We start from the raw sequence: 16,665 nt of genomic DNA on the forward strand, positions 1-16,665 counted from the left end.
TCAGCACCCAGATATTCATTTGTGTTTTGATGTCTTGATTTGATGATGTTTTATGTTTGATGATGTGATGTTTTAATGATGTTCAAAGGAATGAGACTGCCTTACTTGTTTCGCCAATCGTCTTTGCAGATTGGCATACATCTGACCAACACCGCTGCTTATGCGGTGGTGTTGGATAATGAGCAAGGCCATCCTTGTGTGCTGGATTATTGTTTGGTTGGGCGAGATAGTGAGCAGTCCGCCATAGCACAGCTGGCACGATTTTTTGACAAATATCAACAAGATAAACCAAGTGTCAATGTTTGTATTTTGCCAGAGGTAGTAGCAAGCAAAGAAATTCGATTACCAATATTAGCCAACGAAGATGAAATTTTGGCTCACATTTTGCTTGACGCTGAACAGTATATCGACATCCCCCTTCATGAGGCGGCGTTTGATTTTTTGGTATTGCCCAATCAGACTGATGGCAATGACCGACATCTAAACATCAAATTATTTACCGCTTACCAATCTGCCGTCGATCAGGCGGTGGCATTTTGTGCCAGTCTTGGGTTTGAGCCAATGACGGTCGAGCCTCAGATACAAAGCCTGCAACGAGCATTGGCATCAATGCTTGAACCACAAAAGCATTTTTTGGTGGTGGACATTGATGAAATGCAATCTTTGATTTATTTTGCTCATCAGCATCATCTTAACCATATCCAAACCTGCCCAATGGGTGCAGGAGTGATGTCATTGTTGAATCATCAAACTGACGATTTGGATAAAGCAGATGAGCGGGTCGGTCACAAAGTGTTTATCGAGCAGTCTTGGCAAGAGCCATCATCGCCGTCATTTGGCATTACTCGGATTGAGTTTGGCGAGCAATATGATGATGTGCAAGCACCTTTCACGCACCAATCTCCTCTTGTGCAGAATTTCAATGGACAGACCGATGAGGCGGTACTGGCACAGCAGCTGACACAAACCATCAAGCGGCTGCAAATCAATCAGGCTGATATGGCTGGTGTGATATTAACAGGGCTAAATGGTAATTTGCCTAATCTTGCCTCAATACTTACCCAAATGCTTGATATGCCAGTTGAATGGGCGACATCAAAGATACAGACAGCCAAAGCCACTGATGGCATGATGCCAGCATTGATGGTGGCGTATGGGCTGGCCTTAAAAAGTGATGATACTGCCATCAATTTTTTGCCTTGGCGAGAAAACAGACGATATCGCCAGCAACGCCAATTCGTGCGGTTGTTATGGTCGGTGGCGATATTTAGTCTGTTGTTGGTGCTGGCGGGCTGGGCGTTCTTATGGTTGCAGATTAGCCATCAGCAGAGTATCAATGATGTCATCAAACATCAGATTGATGAACAGGCACAAAAAATCAGCCAAATCGAACAAATCAAATCGTCATTGGGGCAGATTGATGAACAGCTTGGTGCGGTCAATGCCTTGCAAGACGCTAACATCGCTTTGCTTGATGAATGGCAGGAGTTGCCCACCTTATTGGGCGATGGGGTGTATTTGGTGTCGATTGATGGGGCAAAAACGGTGCAGATTGCTGGCGTGGCAAAACAGCTTACTTTGGTCGCAGATTTTGCTAGAAATTTGGAAAATACAGGACGCTATCAATCCGTGATGATTACACAAGTGGCAAATAATGAGCAAGGATTGGTGGATTTTGTCATCAGTGCAGATAGGGCGAATGCCGATGGAGCTAAGCTTGATGACTCAAAATAATCACTCGTCTTTTAGGAGCTTTTGGCAAGAACTTCATACGCTAGATAAGGACAATCTGGGACAGGCGTCGCCCATGGCTAAGGGGCTTGTTGTGCTGATGATGGTCATCATCATTGCGATGATTGCTCATCTTGTTATCATTAATCCTAGTAGGCAAAAACTGATGGCGTTGCAATCAACACAGCAGAGCCTGCTGACAGAGTACCAAGAAAAATATCTGATTGCTCGTAATTTGCCTGCATATCAAGAAAGACAGTTGCAACAAAACAACCGCTTGCAAGGTCAGATTTTGGCATTGCCACGCACCGCTCAGATGAGTTTGTTTGTGGAGCGTATCAATCAAGCGGCACAGGCTCATCAAGTGACGGTGCTAACCACCAGCATTCGCCCGATGCTGCAGCAGACTTATTATACCCAAAGACCTGTGCAAGTAACCACACAAGGCAGTTATCATCAGCTGGGTCGTTGGCTGCATGAATTGATGACAACCATACAGCCGCTTGGTATTGATGACCTTAAATTGACCGCCCAAGATGGTCGTCTAGTCAATATCAGCATCTTACTAAGCACTTATCAAGCACCCAAAGAGATTTCTTTGCCAACCAGTGATGAGGGTCAATAATGAAAATATGGCGATGTGGTTGGCTGTTGGCATTGTGTCTGGTGGCGTGTCAGGACGATGTTAATGATGTGGTCAAAGAGAAGCTAGACCCTATTCATGATTTGCCCAGCGAGCCTGACAGTTTGCCAATCCCAAAAAATCCGCCTGTATTGACAGGGTATCGACAGATGGGTAAAGACCCATTCGTCAATCCCTATCATCACGCAGTAACAACCAACACGCCAGCCCATCAAAACCAGTCATCTGACAAGTCGTCCGATGAAGTGGCGGTGCAGCACCCATCGGCTGATACAATTCGTTTGGAGGCAGATGTCAAACCTTGGGAGAATGTACCAAAAACAGCAGAATCATTGCCAAAATCAGACACCAAATCAAGCCAGTCGCCAGTCATCAAACAACCCAAGCCAGCACCTGCACGCAACAAAGAACCGCTGGAATATCAGTCATTAAGTCAGTTAAGCTATCGTGGCAGAGTGTTGGTCGATGGGCGTTGGGTAGCACTTGTATTCGACCAACATGGCTTGATGTATGAGCTTGTCATTGGTGGATATCTTGGACAAAATCAAGGTAAGCTCATCGCTATTGATGAACAAAAATTGAGCATTTTAGAGCGTGTTGATGGGCAAGAACGCACGGTTTATCTGCCTTTGGCACCTTAGATTTATAATAAGGATAAAGTGATGAAAAAATGGAACAATGGTCTTAGATTGGCTTTGTGCATAGGGCTGATGAGTTCATCATTGGCGGTACGGGCAAATGATTTGTCAGAACAACAGATGCCACAGATGACTTATCAAGGCAAGCCCATCACTTTGGAATTTCAAGAGATTCCTGTGCGAGCCGCCCTTGATGTGCTGGCAAGATTTAGCGGTCAAAATATCGTGGTTGATGACTCAGTATCGGGCAATATTACGCTACGCTTGACGAATGTGCCGTGGGATCAGGTGCTGGACATGATTGCCCAAAGTCAATCGCTTAGTATCATCAATCAAGATGGTATCATGTTCATCAGCTCAAAGACACTCCAATCGACAGGTGCGTTACAAACTCGTCATATCCGCCTAAAATATGCGATGGCAGAAGAGGTGCAGCGTCTGATTGCTGGCGAAAAAACTTATCATAGCCAGCATAAAAAGAACGATGTCGTCAGGGCTTATAATCGCCTTGTGCCAATCAGTAGCAATGTTGAAGACAAAACCATCATTGAAAGTGAGCGATTGGGACTGCTTTCTGAGCAAGGCACAGTCACGGTTGATAAGCGAACCAACACACTCATCATTCAAGATAACAGCAAACGACTTGATGGCATTGTTCAGCTTATCGAACAAATCGATATTCCAATGAAGCAGGTCATGATTGAGGCAAGAATCGTCTCTGCCCACGAGAATTTTGGTCGCCAGCTTGGGGTGAATTTTGGTGTGTCAGGGCAACATGGCAAGTGGCAATACGCCAGCTCAAATCGCTCTTTGTGGGCGATGCAAGGACAGCTTAATCCACAAGAATTAAGCGACCAAGACCGACTTAATGTCAATCTTGGCGTGACAAATGGCGTGGGAAAAATCGCCTTTGGCTTTTTAAACTTACCCAATGCGATATTGGATTTGGAATTGTCAGCCATGCAGGCAAATCAGCACGGAGAAATCATCTCAACCCCTAAGGTCTTGACCGCAGATAAGCAAACCGCACGCATTTCCTCAGGCGTACAGATTCCTTATCAGGAGGCGAGTGCCTCGGGAGCAACCAGCACTAGTTTTAAAGAGGCTTCTTTGGTGCTAGAAGCAACGCCAAACATCACCCCAGATGGTAAAATCGCCTTAAAATTAAACATTAAAAACGGTACACCCATCACCAACTTGGGTAATGTCGCCATTCAAGAAGATGCCATCGAAACCAATGTGCTGGTGTCTGATGGTCAGACTTTGGTGTTGGGCGGTATCTATCGACAAAATCGCAGCAATGGCGTGAATAAAGTGCCATTTTTGGGCGATGTGCCTGTGCTTGGTCGGTTGTTTCGTTCGGACAGTCGCAGTGATGATAAATCCGAACTGCTGATTTTTATCACGCCAACTTTGGTTGATGATGGCATTGATGCTCAAAAAAACTAGCAAGATGAGCCAAAAACTTGTATGATAGGGCAATTTTTAGTATTGAGGCGATGACATGCTTGAAGAAAATTCAGCACTAATCGAAAATGTATTGGTAGAAAAAAACGCCAGTATGCCAGCCAAAAATCTACCCGCCATCTATCTAGTTGGACCGATGGGTGCTGGCAAAACCACGATTGGCAAACTGCTTGCCAAGCATTTGGGGCGTGAGTTCGTTGATTGTGATTGGTATATTGCCAAGCAGACAGGGGCGGATATTCCGTGGATTTTTGAAAAAGAGGGCGAGGCAGGTTTTCGTGAACGAGAAACCAAAGCCATTAGTGAATTGACCGTGTTGCCAAACATCATCATGGCGACAGGTGGTGGTGCGGTGGGTAATGCCCAAAACCGCCAAATGCTCAAACAAGGTCTGGTGATTTATCTGGACGCCAGCGTAGAAACCCAGTTACTTCGCACCAAAAAAGACAAAAATCGCCCCTTGCTCCAATCAGGCAATCCACGCAAAGTGCTAGAAGAGCTGTATCAGATTCGAGACCCTTTGTATCGAGAAGTGGCAGACATCATCATACCTACAGGACGAGCTTATCCTAAGCAGATGATTGGCGATATTTTGGATATTTTAAATGATTATGCCAAAAAATCCTATTTTAGCCAAGAATAGCATGGATACGATGTCTAAGACGAGTTTATCAAACCAAGTAACCATCATATTAAGCGGAGTGTAGTCATGACCGCCAAGCCAGCTTTAATGGTCAAAACCCAAAGCCACGATTATCCGATTTTTATTCAGGCAAGCCCAACAAAAGCCGATTTGGTTAGCCAGATTGTGCCATACATTCGTGGTCATCAGGTGCTGATTGTCAGTAATGACACCATCGCTCCTTTGTATCTGGCAGACATGCAAGCAGGACTGATACAGGCAAATTTTGTCGTACAAACTTGTATTTTGCCAGATGGCGAGGCTTATAAGAACCAACAAAGCATCGACCATATTTATGATGTGCTGTTAGAGCATCATTTTGCCAGAGACTGCACCTTGATTGCTTTGGGGGGCGGTGTGATTGGCGACATGGTGGGTTTTGCAGCAGCCAGCTATATGCGTGGGGTGGATTTTATCCAAGTGCCAACCACCTTGTTGTCGCAGGTGGATTCTAGCGTTGGTGGCAAAACAGGCATCAATCATCGTCGTGGCAAAAATATGATTGGGGCATTTTGGCAGCCCAGATGTGTCTTGGCAGACATGACGACTTTTGCCACTTTGCCTAAGCGAGAATTTGCCGCAGGCATGGCAGAAGTCATCAAATACGCCTTGATTATGGATGCATCGTTTTTGGACTGGCTAGAAGAAAATCATGTTGCCATCAATGCCCAAGATGGCGAAATTTTGGCACAGATGGTACGCCAAAGTTGCCAGTTTAAGGCTCAAATTGTTGCCGAAGATGAGCGAGAGTCGGGCAGACGAGCTTTACTGAATTTTGGACACACTTTTGGTCATGTGATTGAGACGCATCAAGGCTATGGTGTGTGGCTGCATGGTGAAGCGGTGGCGGCTGGCATGGTGCAGGCAGCCATGATGTCACAGCAGTTGGGCTATATTGATGAAGATGATGTGGCTCGCATCAAAAAAGTGCTGGCATTGTTTCATTTGCCCACCCAGCCACCAGCCATCTTGCCTGATGAGGCGTTGGATTTGATGGGGCATGACAAAAAGGTTAAACAAGGACAAATTCGCTTGATTTTGCTCAAAAAAATCGGTCAAGCATTTGTTACCTCAGATTTTCAGATGAATGACTTACAAAAAGTATTATCAGCTTTTACCAATTCAATGGTATAATTTGGCTGAGTAAAAAATCAAAAAGGTTAATTATTATGTCGCAAAGTTTAGCGATGAGTGCTCAATATTTTCGCAGACAAGCCAAATATTGGTTCTTGGCTGCCATCATTATTGCCATCGTTTGGCTGGTTGTGTGGCTGACTTCTGCTGCACCCAGTTTGACAAACAAGGCAGGCGAAGAAGAGCAAGTGGCGGCGGCATTGCCAACTCGCATTGAACATTTTGTGGATTTGGCAAAAGAAGTGCGTCCGATTGATTTTTCGACAATCGTGCGTGATATGCGTAGCTATCCTGCCGAATTTAAGGATAAGCTGTATTATGAAAATATGGGCAATCGTTATACCATTGAATTGATGGATGTGCTTGAAAATGAAGTCATTGTTGATTATTTGGAAGGAGTGGTAGACCGTCAGCAATACGCTTATTTTCGCTATTTAGACAAAGAAAAAAGACCGCACTATGTATTGACCTATGGTAAGTTCCAAACGGTAGAAGAGGCACAACAAAACATCACGACAAATAATTTTGGTCTGCCACAAAGCCTAAAACCAAAGGTGGTCAAAGCGGCTGATTACCTAAAAATCATCGATAACTACATGCGTGCCGAAGGGATTGCCGATTTGGCAACCAATCAGCCACGCCGTATCATTCTTAATGCCACCAACAAAGAGATTCCTGTACAGGCAGCGACTCGTGCTGATGAGGATTTGGTGCGTCGTAGTTATGAAAGTCAGGCAAAAGTGCGTTCACAGCTTGCCAGACAACAAGAATACGCCAAGTATAATGAATTTGGTGGCTATGCCAGTCAGCCAGCTGAAAAGCAGATGGCAGCACCGGCACACTCTACACCAACACCAGCACCTAGTGAGCAAAGCACGCCGCTGACAGAAGCACCAGCGATGGCACCGACAGCCAAGCCAACTTCTGCACCTGTGCAGGATAATACACCAAAGCCTACTAATTTTGCCCCAACGCCAAAACCTGATGCCATGGCACCGACAGCCAAGCCAACGGCAGAGGCACAGAGCGTACCAGCGGAGGCAGGCGAGCAATAATCAGCTATGGCAAATTTGGATGCAAAACAGGTATTAGAAATGTTAAAGGTTGGCAATGAGCGATACATTGCCAACCTAAGTAGCACCAAGCCACTCATGATACCACCGCCAACTTTGGTGCGTGAGCAAAAACCTAATGCCATCATTTTGGGGTGCTCTGATGCTCGTGCGCCTGTGGAGTTGATTTTTGATCAGGGTTTGGGCGATTTATTTGTCATCAGGGTGGCGGGCAATGTGGTTGCTCCTAGTCAGATTGGCTCGGTAGAATTTGCTGCCGAAAAATTTGGCACTCGTTTGGTGGTGGTGCTTGGGCATTCGCATTGTGGTGCAGTGACAGCGTGCATAGAAGCATTGGTTAATCCTGATGCTTATTATTCGCCAAACTTACAATCCATCGTGGATCGCATTCGCCCAAGTGTGCTAAATTTACATGAAATCACCACCGCTGCTGGCGATGATGTGGATATGGACGAGTTGATTGACCGTTCCATTCGTGCCAATGTTAGTATGTCAGTCAGTCAGCTAAAACACGGCTCTCGCATCTTAGAGGACATGGTCAAATCAGGCGATTTGCTCATCATTGGTGCAGAGTATGATGTAGCGACTGGCAAAGTGGATTTTTTTGATTGATTTTTTAAAGAGTTTATGATGAGTATTAAACAACCAGCCAACGCCATTAGTGTTGAGGGCGTCAAAGACATTCCTGTACAATCTGAGGGTTTTGTATATAATCACACGATGTTACGCATCAAAGACCCTGTTAAGTCACTAGAATTTTATACTGGTGTGCTTGGCATGACTTTGTTGAAGCATCGTAGCTTTCCAGAAGCAAAATTTGATTTGTATTTTTTGGCACGCTTGACCGAAGAGGAGCGAAATGCACTACCAGCAGGCGATGAGCTAAAAGATTTTGTGTCTCGTCAGCGTAGTATTTTGGAATTGACACACAATCACGGCACAGAAAATGACGATGATTTTGCGTATCATAATGGCAATAGCGAACCAAGAGGGTTTGGGCATATTTGTTTTGCTGTACCTGATTTACAGCAGGCGGTGGCGTGGTTTGATGCCAATGGTGTGGTGTTTCAAAAACGCCCAGAAGAAGGCAGCATGAAAGACATCGCCTTTATTAAAGACCCTGATGGCTACTGGATTGAGATTATCGAACTAAACAATAATCGCTGAACAAAAAAGCACCAATTTGGTGCTTTTTTAAAAAATGGTGTACCTGACGGGAGTCGAACCCGTGGCCTTCAGCTTCGGAGGCTGACACTCTATCCAACTGAGCTACAGGTACAAAATCAATGATGGGGTAAAATTCTTGCAAATTTTATCAAGTTTTTGATAAAAAAACCACCACCAAAGTAAAAATAATCACTTTTTGTGAAAAACATTGCTAAAATTTTACACAAATGCGTATAAAGGCATGGCATTTTACCCCCTTTTTCCCTTATAATAGTAAGGTAAATAATTTCATCAGTCTAACCCATCAAAGCCTTGCTTGATTGGTTTGGATTTGATTTCCCCAGAGCGATTTGCTCAAGGTTATAAAACGAGATGATGACAATGAAAAAAGTTGCAATGTTATCCGCCAGCTTGTTGGCAATGTTTGCCATGGCGACCAGCCAAGCCCAAGAAGGTGCTAAACCTGCTGAACAAACCGAAGCGACTGCGACAGCTGAACAAGCAACCACAGATGCCAAACCTGCTGATAATGCAGAACAAGCAGAACAAGCCACCGAAGACGGTGAGGCTGCCCAAGCAGCACCAGCACCAAAAAAAGCAGAAGAGCCAATCCCGCAAGACTCTCCGCAAGTTGCTAAATTGGTGGCGATGTATCCAAAACTCATCGCTCGTATCGCCCCCTATGGCAAAGTATGTTTTGATGGCGAAGAGTGCGACATCAATATTACCGTCCTAGCTCCTGCGGTCGAAGGTCAGGCTCGTGATGGTGAAAGCCTGTACAAGGCGATTTGTTCAACTTGCCATGATGCAGGCTTGGTGGGTGCTCCTAAGTTTGGCGACAAAGGTGCTTGGGCACCACGCATTGCCAAAGGTAAAGCTACATTGTACAACAGTGCAACCAATGGCTTTAATGCGATGCCAGCTCGTGGTGGTGCGGACATTTCTGATGAAGAAGTTCAAAATGCTGTGAACTACATCATCGAAAAATCAAGCTAAGTTGATTTAATCGATTGAAACCAAACATACCCAAATCATCGTGTGTGATGGTTTGGGTGTTTTTGTTTTTTTTGTGCCTGACTTGAAATTTGGGTGCTAATCCACATTAAGAAAAGCAACCACACACCTTTTCATTACATCAAAAAATAAAAAAAGAGTAATATAATGACAGACAATGTGCCAGCCCTAAAAATCAGCGGCTTAACCAAAACTTATCACAATGGTTTTACTGCCTTAAAAGGGGTGGATTTAAGCGTGCCACAAGGTGGATTTTTTGCCTTGCTTGGTCCTAATGGTGCAGGCAAATCCACCACGATTGGCATCATCAGTTCTCTGTTTCGCCCCAGCTCTGGTACAGTTCAGATTTTTGGGGTGGATTTGTTTAAAGAGCCAGCCAAAGCCAAGACTTTTTTGGGTGTTGTTCCCCAAGAGTTTAATTTCATGCAGTTTGAAAATGTGCAGGATATTTTGGTAAATCAGGCGGGTTATTTTGGTATCAAAGCAAGCGATGCCAAGCCACGAGCTGAGAAATTGCTTAAAGCATTGGGTTTGTGGGACAAAAAAGATACTAAGGCTCGCATGCTTTCTGGCGGTATGAAACGCCGCTTGATGATTGCTCGTGCCTTGATGCACAAGCCTAAACTGCTGATTTTGGACGAGCCAACCGCAGGTGTGGATATTGAACTTCGCCGTTCGATGTGGGATTTTATGCAGACCATCAACCAAGAAGAAGGCACAACCATTATTTTGACCACACACTATCTAGAAGAGGCGGAGCAACTTTGCAAAAATATCGCCATTTTGGATAAAGGCGAGATTCGCATCAATACCGACATGAAGACCTTGCTGGCTAGCCTTGATGTGGAGAGTTTTGTGCTGGATTTATCCAAGCCCTTAGACAAACCTGTTGTGCTGGATAATGTGCTTAAATACAGTCAGCCAGATGAGCTAAGCCTTGAAATTACGCTCAAAAAAGGCGATAGTCTAAACGATGTCTTTGTTCAGCTGTCCAAACAAGGCGTGCAAATCGCCAGTATGCGAAATAAGACCAATCGCCTAGAAGAGCTGTTCATGAATTTGGTTGAGAATAATTTAAGCGATAAATTATCTGCTTAATCAAGTCATCAATCATCATGATTGCCTGAATAAAAAACTTGTTCATCATACAATAATAATCGATAGAATTTTATGACAAATCTTAGTAAACAGTGGGTTGCTTTTTGCACCATTTTGTTCAAAGAAATCAAACGCATTTTACGCATTTGGCCACAGACTTTATTACCACCTGTCATCACGATGACCTTGTATTTTGTGATTTTTGGTCAGATGATTGGTAGTCGAGTGGGGCAGATGGGCGGTGTGTCCTACATGCAGTTTATCGTGCCAGGTCTGATTATGATGGCGGTCATCACAAACAGCTATTCGAATGTGGTGTCGAGCTTTTTTAGCATGAAATTTCAAGGCAGTATTGAGGAGCTACTGGTATCGCCAGCGTCCAAGCACACCATTTTGCTTGGCTATGTGGCAGGCGGTGTGTTTCGTGGCTTGATGATTGCCTTGATTGTGTCTGTGGTGGCGTTGTTTTTTACCAAGTTGGGCGTGGCACATGTTGCTGTGATGTTATTGACCATTTTGGGGACTTCGGTGTTGTTTTCATTGGGTGGTTTTATCAATGCGATCTTTGCTCGTTCCTTTGATGACATCTCCATCATTCCAAGTTTTGTGCTGACACCGCTGACCTATCTGGGCGGGGTGTTTTATTCGATGGAAAATTTGTCAGGATTTTGGCAGACGCTATCGTTGCTCAACCCCATTGTCTATATGGTGAATGCGTTTCGCTATGGCATTTTGGGCTATTCTGATGTGAATGTTTGGTGGTCTTTGGCAGCGATTTTGGCGTTTTGTGTGATTTTTTATGGCATTTGCCATCGTTTATTGACCGATGGTTCAAAACTTCGTATCTAAATTTGGTGGATTATTAAGGATAACATTATGAGTATTCACGGTGTATTGGGCGAGACAACCAGCTATCCACAGCAGTATGACCCAAGTGTTTTGTTCGCCATCAGTCGCACTTTGGGGCGTGAAGCGGTGTATCAAGAGACGAATATTGATACCGAAGCATTGGCGGTCGGCGTGGATATTTGGCAAGCCTTTGAATTGTCTTGGTTAAATCCCAACGGCATTTCTCAGGTGGCGGTAGCCAGAATTTTGATACCAGCCAATTCGCCTAATATCGTTGAGTCAAAATCACTCAAACTGTACCTAAACAGCCTTAATTTTAGCACCTTTGCCCATCTGGACGAAGTGGCAAGCGTCATTCAAAAAGACCTATCAGACTGCATTGGGGCGATTGTCTCGGTGCAGATTGAGCCACTAAACTCATCAAGATTTGCCATCACAACGGCAATGGGCGAGTGCATTGATTTGGTGCTCAATGATTGTCAGGGTGTAACAATCAGTGATGATATTGACGCATCAATGCTGGCAGATGCCAAAACTGGCGTGAGTAAGACTTATCAATTTCATACCAATCTGCTAAGAAGCAACTGCCCTGTGACCAATCAGCCAGATTGGGGAACTTTGTCAGTATCCATCACGACAGACAAGCTGCTTGATTATGAGAAAATTTTGGCTTATGTGCTGACTTTTCGCAAACACAACGGCTTTCATGAGCAATGTGTAGAGCGGATTTTTGCCGATTTTTTGGTGCATTTTCAGCCTAGCCAAATGGCAGTCTGGGCAAATTATACCAGACGAGGTGGTATCGACATCAACCCAATTCGAGTACTCAACCAGACTTTGCCTGATTTTGGGCGTTTGGTTCGCCAGTAGTCATGCTGTCAAGAATAACAAAAACCCAAAGGCATTTAATGTTTTTGGGTTTTATTGTTTTTGGCGATAAATAAGAGATTACTCATTGATGGGTAGATGGCTGTAATGGGTTGATTTTTGGGCGATTTGGCAAAAAATCCTAAGATTTGATGAAATGATATGGATAAAAAAGATTTGCTTTTTTGAAAAATATGCTAAGATGGTAGTGATTTTATGTCATTAAATTGATTTGACCAGTCAGCTTGTCGTTATGGATAAGTTGTGTCTGGTTTGTTTTTTGTCTGCTTGGCGAATGGTTTGACCGTTGGCAGACTGATTTAGGTTTTAAGGATAATATCATGCAAAATAAAAAGTTCTTTGGACACCCAAGGCAACTTGGCAATCTGTTCCACATTGAGCTATGGGAACGCTTCTCGTATTATGGCATGCAGGCGATTTTGATGTTTTATATGTACTATGCCATCACTGATGGTGGCTTGGGCATGGATAAAGCAGTTGCTGGTGGTGTGATGGGGGCGTATAGCGGTAGTATTTATTTGGCAACCTTAGGTGGTGGCTGGGTGGCTGACCGTGTCTTAGGTCCAGAGCGGACGCTGTTTTATTCAGGCATCATCATCATGATTGGACATATTTTGTTGGCGATTGTACCAGGATTGCAAGGTCTGATTTTGGGTCTTGTTTTTGTTGCTATCGGTAGTGGCGGGGTAAAAGCACCTGTGAGTGCCATGGTGGGTTCTTTGTATGAAAATGATGAAAACAAGCATTTGCGTGATGCTGGCTTTTCGATTTTTTATGTGGCGATTAATATTGGTGCATTCTTTGGCCCGCTATTAACAGGTATTTTGCAAAGTCGTGTTGGCTTTCACTATGGTTTTGCGGCAGCAGCGGTGGGCATGGCGGTTGGTCTGACTCAGTACAGTTTTGGACGCAAAAGTCTGGGGCATAATACCGCACCAAACCCATTGACCGCCAGCGAAAAAAGTAAGGCCATCATGATTGGTCTGGCTGGCATTGCAGTCGTGGCTGGCATCATCAGTGCAGGTTTGGTGACGCTAGAAAACTTCAAAACGGTATTATTTTATACAGTCATTGCGATAGCGGCCATTTATTTTGTTCGTCTGCTAAGTGATAAGCGTATCGACAACACCAAACGTTCTCATATCGTGGCTTATATACCATTATTTGTGTGTATTTGCGTGTTTTGGTCGCTGTTTTTCCAAAACTACACCCTGCTTATTGTGTACTTTGAGTCCACAGTAGACCGTATGCTTGGTTCGTTTGAGTTTCCAGCAGCGTGGCAACCCTCAATGCAGAGCTTTTGGGTGATTGCATTGGCGGGCGTGATGTCGGCATTATGGGCAAAATTGGGCAAAAATGCACCATCAGCCCCTGTTAAATTTGCTTTATCACTCATCATTGCAGGCTTGGCATTCGTCTTTTTTGTGCCTTATGTCACATCTGGTAATCCGATGCCAATCTTGGTGTATATGCTGTCGCTTGGTGTTTTGACGGTGGCAGAATTGATGATTTCTCCGATTTCATTGTCTTTTGCAACCAAGATTGCACCTGATTTTTTTAGAACCCAAATGGTGGCATTAAACTTCTTGGGTCTGTCGATTGGCTTGACTTTGGGCGGTATCTTATTTGGTAATTTCTTTAACGAACAAAATACGCTGGATTATTATTATCTGATGATTAAGATGGGTATCGGTGCAGGTGTGCTGTTTTTAATCATCTCGCCAGTATTGAAAAAAATGCTACAAGGTGCAGAATAATCATCAGCCCAATCAACAAACCGACTGGTTCATCAGTCGGTTTTTTATCATTGGCAGCATCAGATTTATGGAAGGTATTGTTACTAATCTTGTTCGAGTGATGTAATGATGGGGCAATGATGCAAGCCATCGCCCAAACAACTGTCGTGCCAGACTTGCAGGGTGTTTTTCATGGTTTGCAGTTCGTTGATTTTGTCGGTCAATTCAGCGATGTGCAGGGCGGTAAGAGCCTTGACTTCGCAGTTTGTTCGATTGGGATTGCTTTGCAAATCAAGCAATGTACGAATCTGTGCCAGCGAAAACCCAACCGCCCGAGCATGAGCGATGAATTTAAGTCGCTTGATGTCGCCATCATCATAGCAGCGGTAGCCTGAGGCACTGCGAGCTGGGTGGTTGAGCAGTCCGATTTTTTCGTAATCTCGAATCTGTTTGCTGGACAGTCGAGTTAGTTTGGCGGCTTGACTGATGTTCATTGTGGGTTTGTTAAATGACATTAAAATTGCTTGACCTTGACATAAGGTTATGGTTTAGAATACTAAAAAAATAACCCATTGGCAAATTTTTTGCCATTTTTTAAGGAGAGTGTGATGTCAAATCAAACTGAAACAACCAGCCAATCTTGCACTTGTACTTGCAGCTGCTGCCAAGACCATAGCAAATGCGATCCAAATTGCAAATGCTCACAAGGCGAGCCGTGCATTTGTGGCAAATAAGCCTAAGAGAATTTAGAACCACTCAATCTAGGTTGGGTGGTTTTTTGTTGCGATATTGACTGGGCGTGATTTGATAGTAGCTTTTAAAGGCTTTACCAAAATGCGTCTCGGATAAAAAACCAGTGGATAGTGCGATGCTTAGAACAGAATCATTGCTTTGGGCAAGTAGCATTGCTGCTTTTTGCAGGCGGATTTTATGCACAAAAGCGTGTGGTGTCGCCTGCAAATGCTGATGAAACAGCCGAATCAACTGCGAGCGAGACAGATGAGCAAAGTCGCTCATTTGTTCAATTCGCCAATCTTGCTCAGGGTGTTGCATGATGGCGTTGATGAGCGGCTGCAATCTGGGTTCTTGATAGCCTTTGAGCGTGCCAAGCACTTGGGCATTTTTATCGGTCAGATATTGGCGTAGCATCATTGTCAAAAAGACAATGGATAAAGCATTGACGACCGATACGCTGGCAAGTGATGGCTGATTGGCTTCATGTTTTAGCAGGTCGATGAGCGTGCTAAGCGGGCTTTGTTCAATGTGTAAAATCAGCATTTCTGGCAAGCTGTACATCAACTCAGCGTGCCTATCATAATGGAAATGCAAACAAAATAATTCACAATCATGGTCGCTATCGCCGATTTGATTGATGACAAAACCGCCTTGATTGCTAAATTTTTGGGTGTTTGTTGATGGCGGTTGTTCGGTATGGCTATACAGACAATGCGTTGGCGTGCGTGGGAATAGGGCAATATCGCCTTCATTAAGCAGCCAAGTTTCATCGCCGTGCGTCAATTTTGCCATGCCTTTGGTAACGATATGGGCGACAGCTTGGGCATCTTGGGCGGTGTTGTCTAATTGCCAGTTGCCATGTAATTGGCATTTGATGTTTACGCCACCGGTGATTTGGGCGAAATTGAGTAATTTATCTAGAATGTCCATCGTGATTGCATCGTCAGGGATTTGAGATAATTGTACTGTAATTTGGAACGATTTGATAGGATTTACCCAAAAAAATACGCTATTATACTCATATCCTTTTTACTTTTTAGGAGTTTATTATGTCATTTGCAGATTGGAAACACATCAGTCGCCACACCAAACAATCTTTTGGTAAGCTTGGCAAAACTCATCCAAAAATGCTAGAAGCCTATGCCACGCTTGACCAAGCGGCAGCAGCAGAAAGCCTAGATGCCAAAACTCGTGAGCTGATTGCCATCGCAGTTTCTATCACCACTCGCTGTGAAAGCTGTATCGCTGTGCATACCGAAAAAGCATTGGCAGCTGGTGCAACCGAGAGTGAAATCGCTGGTGCGTTGGCAACAGCCATCTCTTTGAATGCAGGTGCAGCTTATGCGTATGCTTTGCGTGCCTTAGAATCTGTGGAAGCTCATCAAGGCTAAGAAGGGGGTAGATGATGAAAAAATCTGTTCTTGCAATAACGGGATTGATTTTGCCAGTTGCGGTGTTGGCGTGCAGTCAGCCAAAATCTGAGGTCACAGCACAAACTTCGGCAGATACCCAAGTGCAACCTGCTACTGCTGAGCACGCCAAGGGTCTTTGGATTGATGTGCGAAGTGCTGAGGAGTATAGCGAAGGTCATCTAAGCAATGCCATCAACATTGCTCATACGCAAATTGGCGAACAAATCGCCTCAGTCGCCCCTAATAAAGACGAGCCGATTCATCTGTATTGCCGTTCTGGTCGTCGTGCCGAAGCTGCTTTGCAGACGCTAAAATCAATGGGTTATACCAATGTTACCAATCATGGTGCTTATGATGATTTGGTGAAGCAAGGTCTAAAATAACCTTTTATGCCTCAT

The 16,665-nt window shown here is 44.4% G+C and carries 18 protein-coding genes and 1 tRNA gene; 16 read left to right on the forward strand and 3 right to left on the reverse strand.

Annotation, left to right across the window (positions count from 1 at the left end; all coding sequences use genetic code 11):
• Window positions 1–75 precede the first annotated feature (75 nt).
• The 9 genes from pilM to gloA all read left to right on the forward strand — a co-directional run bounded on the left by pilM (window position 76) and on the right by gloA (window position 8,535).
• Window positions 76–1,734, forward strand: a complete 1,659-nt coding sequence (pilM, locus tag LU297_RS07630) for a pilus assembly protein PilM (RefSeq protein ID WP_263075937.1) — start codon at window positions 76–78, stop codon at window positions 1,732–1,734.
• Window positions 1,721–2,356: a type IV pilus inner membrane component PilO gene (locus LU297_RS07635; protein ID WP_263075938.1), complete on the forward strand. Its 636-nt coding sequence runs from the start codon at window positions 1,721–1,723 to the stop codon at window positions 2,354–2,356. The genes pilM and LU297_RS07635 overlap by 14 nt, the downstream gene beginning before the upstream one ends.
• On the forward strand, window positions 2,356–3,015 hold the full coding sequence (locus LU297_RS07640) for a pilus assembly protein PilP (protein WP_263075939.1): 660 nt from the start codon (window positions 2,356–2,358) through the stop codon (window positions 3,013–3,015). Before LU297_RS07635 ends, LU297_RS07640 begins: the two co-directional genes overlap by 1 nt.
• A gap of 21 nt (window positions 3,016–3,036) precedes the next feature.
• Window positions 3,037–4,461 (forward strand): type IV pilus secretin PilQ, encoded by a 1,425-nt coding sequence (locus LU297_RS07645; protein WP_263075940.1) that lies wholly within the window; start codon window positions 3,037–3,039, stop codon window positions 4,459–4,461.
• Window positions 4,462–4,573: 112 nt separating this feature from the next.
• Window positions 4,574–5,122: a shikimate kinase gene (locus tag LU297_RS07650; protein WP_263077364.1), complete on the forward strand. Its 549-nt coding sequence runs from the start codon at window positions 4,574–4,576 to the stop codon at window positions 5,120–5,122.
• A gap of 66 nt (window positions 5,123–5,188) precedes the next feature.
• Window positions 5,189–6,295: a 3-dehydroquinate synthase gene (gene aroB, locus LU297_RS07655; protein WP_263075941.1), complete on the forward strand. Its 1,107-nt coding sequence runs from the start codon at window positions 5,189–5,191 to the stop codon at window positions 6,293–6,295.
• A gap of 35 nt (window positions 6,296–6,330) precedes the next feature.
• Window positions 6,331–7,350, forward strand: a complete 1,020-nt coding sequence (locus tag LU297_RS07660; RefSeq protein ID WP_263075942.1) for a hypothetical protein — start codon at window positions 6,331–6,333, stop codon at window positions 7,348–7,350.
• Between the two features lie 6 nt (window positions 7,351–7,356).
• Complete coding sequence (locus LU297_RS07665) at window positions 7,357–7,980, forward strand: carbonic anhydrase (protein WP_263075943.1); 624 nt, start codon at window positions 7,357–7,359, stop codon at window positions 7,978–7,980.
• Between the two features lie 18 nt (window positions 7,981–7,998).
• Complete coding sequence (gene gloA / locus LU297_RS07670) at window positions 7,999–8,535, forward strand: lactoylglutathione lyase (RefSeq protein ID WP_263075944.1); 537 nt, start codon at window positions 7,999–8,001, stop codon at window positions 8,533–8,535.
• Between the two features lie 35 nt (window positions 8,536–8,570).
• On the opposite strand, the gene LU297_RS07675 is transcribed toward gloA, so the two are convergent.
• Window positions 8,571–8,647 (reverse strand) — tRNA-Arg (locus LU297_RS07675).
• Window positions 8,648–8,907: 260 nt separating this feature from the next.
• Here LU297_RS07675 and LU297_RS07680 point away from each other — a divergent pair.
• The 5 genes from LU297_RS07680 to LU297_RS07700 all read left to right on the forward strand — a co-directional run bounded on the left by LU297_RS07680 (window position 8,908) and on the right by LU297_RS07700 (window position 14,141).
• Complete coding sequence (locus LU297_RS07680) at window positions 8,908–9,531, forward strand: c-type cytochrome (RefSeq protein WP_263075945.1); 624 nt, start codon at window positions 8,908–8,910, stop codon at window positions 9,529–9,531.
• 165 nt (window positions 9,532–9,696) lie between these two features.
• Window positions 9,697–10,647 carry an ABC transporter ATP-binding protein gene (locus LU297_RS07685; protein ID WP_263075946.1) on the forward strand — a complete coding sequence of 317 codons (951 nt, stop codon included), beginning with the start codon at window positions 9,697–9,699 and terminating at the stop codon, window positions 10,645–10,647.
• A 72-nt stretch (window positions 10,648–10,719) separates the two neighbouring features.
• Window positions 10,720–11,496 carry an ABC transporter permease gene (locus LU297_RS07690; RefSeq protein ID WP_263075947.1) on the forward strand — a complete coding sequence of 259 codons (777 nt, stop codon included), beginning with the start codon at window positions 10,720–10,722 and terminating at the stop codon, window positions 11,494–11,496.
• A gap of 27 nt (window positions 11,497–11,523) precedes the next feature.
• Entirely contained in the window at window positions 11,524–12,366 is an 843-nt protein-coding gene (gene queF, locus LU297_RS07695) for an NADPH-dependent 7-cyano-7-deazaguanine reductase QueF (protein WP_263075948.1), read from the forward strand.
• Between the two features lie 338 nt (window positions 12,367–12,704).
• The gene (locus LU297_RS07700; RefSeq protein WP_263075949.1) at window positions 12,705–14,141 is read left to right on the forward strand and encodes a peptide MFS transporter; all 1,437 of its coding nucleotides are present in this window, start codon (window positions 12,705–12,707) and stop codon (window positions 14,139–14,141) included.
• Between the two features lie 83 nt (window positions 14,142–14,224).
• Here LU297_RS07700 and cueR read toward each other — a convergent pair whose 3' ends face one another.
• Both cueR and LU297_RS07710 read right to left on the reverse strand, forming a co-directional pair.
• On the reverse strand, window positions 14,225–14,614 hold the full coding sequence (cueR, locus tag LU297_RS07705) for a Cu(I)-responsive transcriptional regulator (protein WP_263077365.1): 390 nt from the start codon (window positions 14,612–14,614) through the stop codon (window positions 14,225–14,227).
• A gap of 262 nt (window positions 14,615–14,876) precedes the next feature.
• The gene (locus LU297_RS07710) at window positions 14,877–15,785 is read right to left on the reverse strand and encodes an AraC family transcriptional regulator (protein ID WP_263075950.1); all 909 of its coding nucleotides are present in this window, start codon (window positions 15,783–15,785) and stop codon (window positions 14,877–14,879) included.
• 119 nt (window positions 15,786–15,904) lie between these two features.
• Here LU297_RS07710 and LU297_RS07715 point away from each other — a divergent pair, with 119 nt between their 5' ends.
• Window positions 15,905–16,246, forward strand: coding sequence for a carboxymuconolactone decarboxylase family protein (locus tag LU297_RS07715; protein ID WP_263075951.1), 342 nt, complete (start codon window positions 15,905–15,907; stop codon window positions 16,244–16,246).
• A 14-nt stretch (window positions 16,247–16,260) separates the two neighbouring features.
• Complete coding sequence (locus LU297_RS07720) at window positions 16,261–16,650, forward strand: rhodanese-like domain-containing protein (protein WP_263075952.1); 390 nt, start codon at window positions 16,261–16,263, stop codon at window positions 16,648–16,650.
• Window positions 16,651–16,665 lie beyond the last annotated feature (15 nt).

It is taken from the genome of Moraxella nasicaprae, assembly GCF_025643275.1.
GTDB classification, from domain to species: Bacteria; Pseudomonadota; Gammaproteobacteria; order Pseudomonadales; family Moraxellaceae; genus Moraxella; species Moraxella nasicaprae.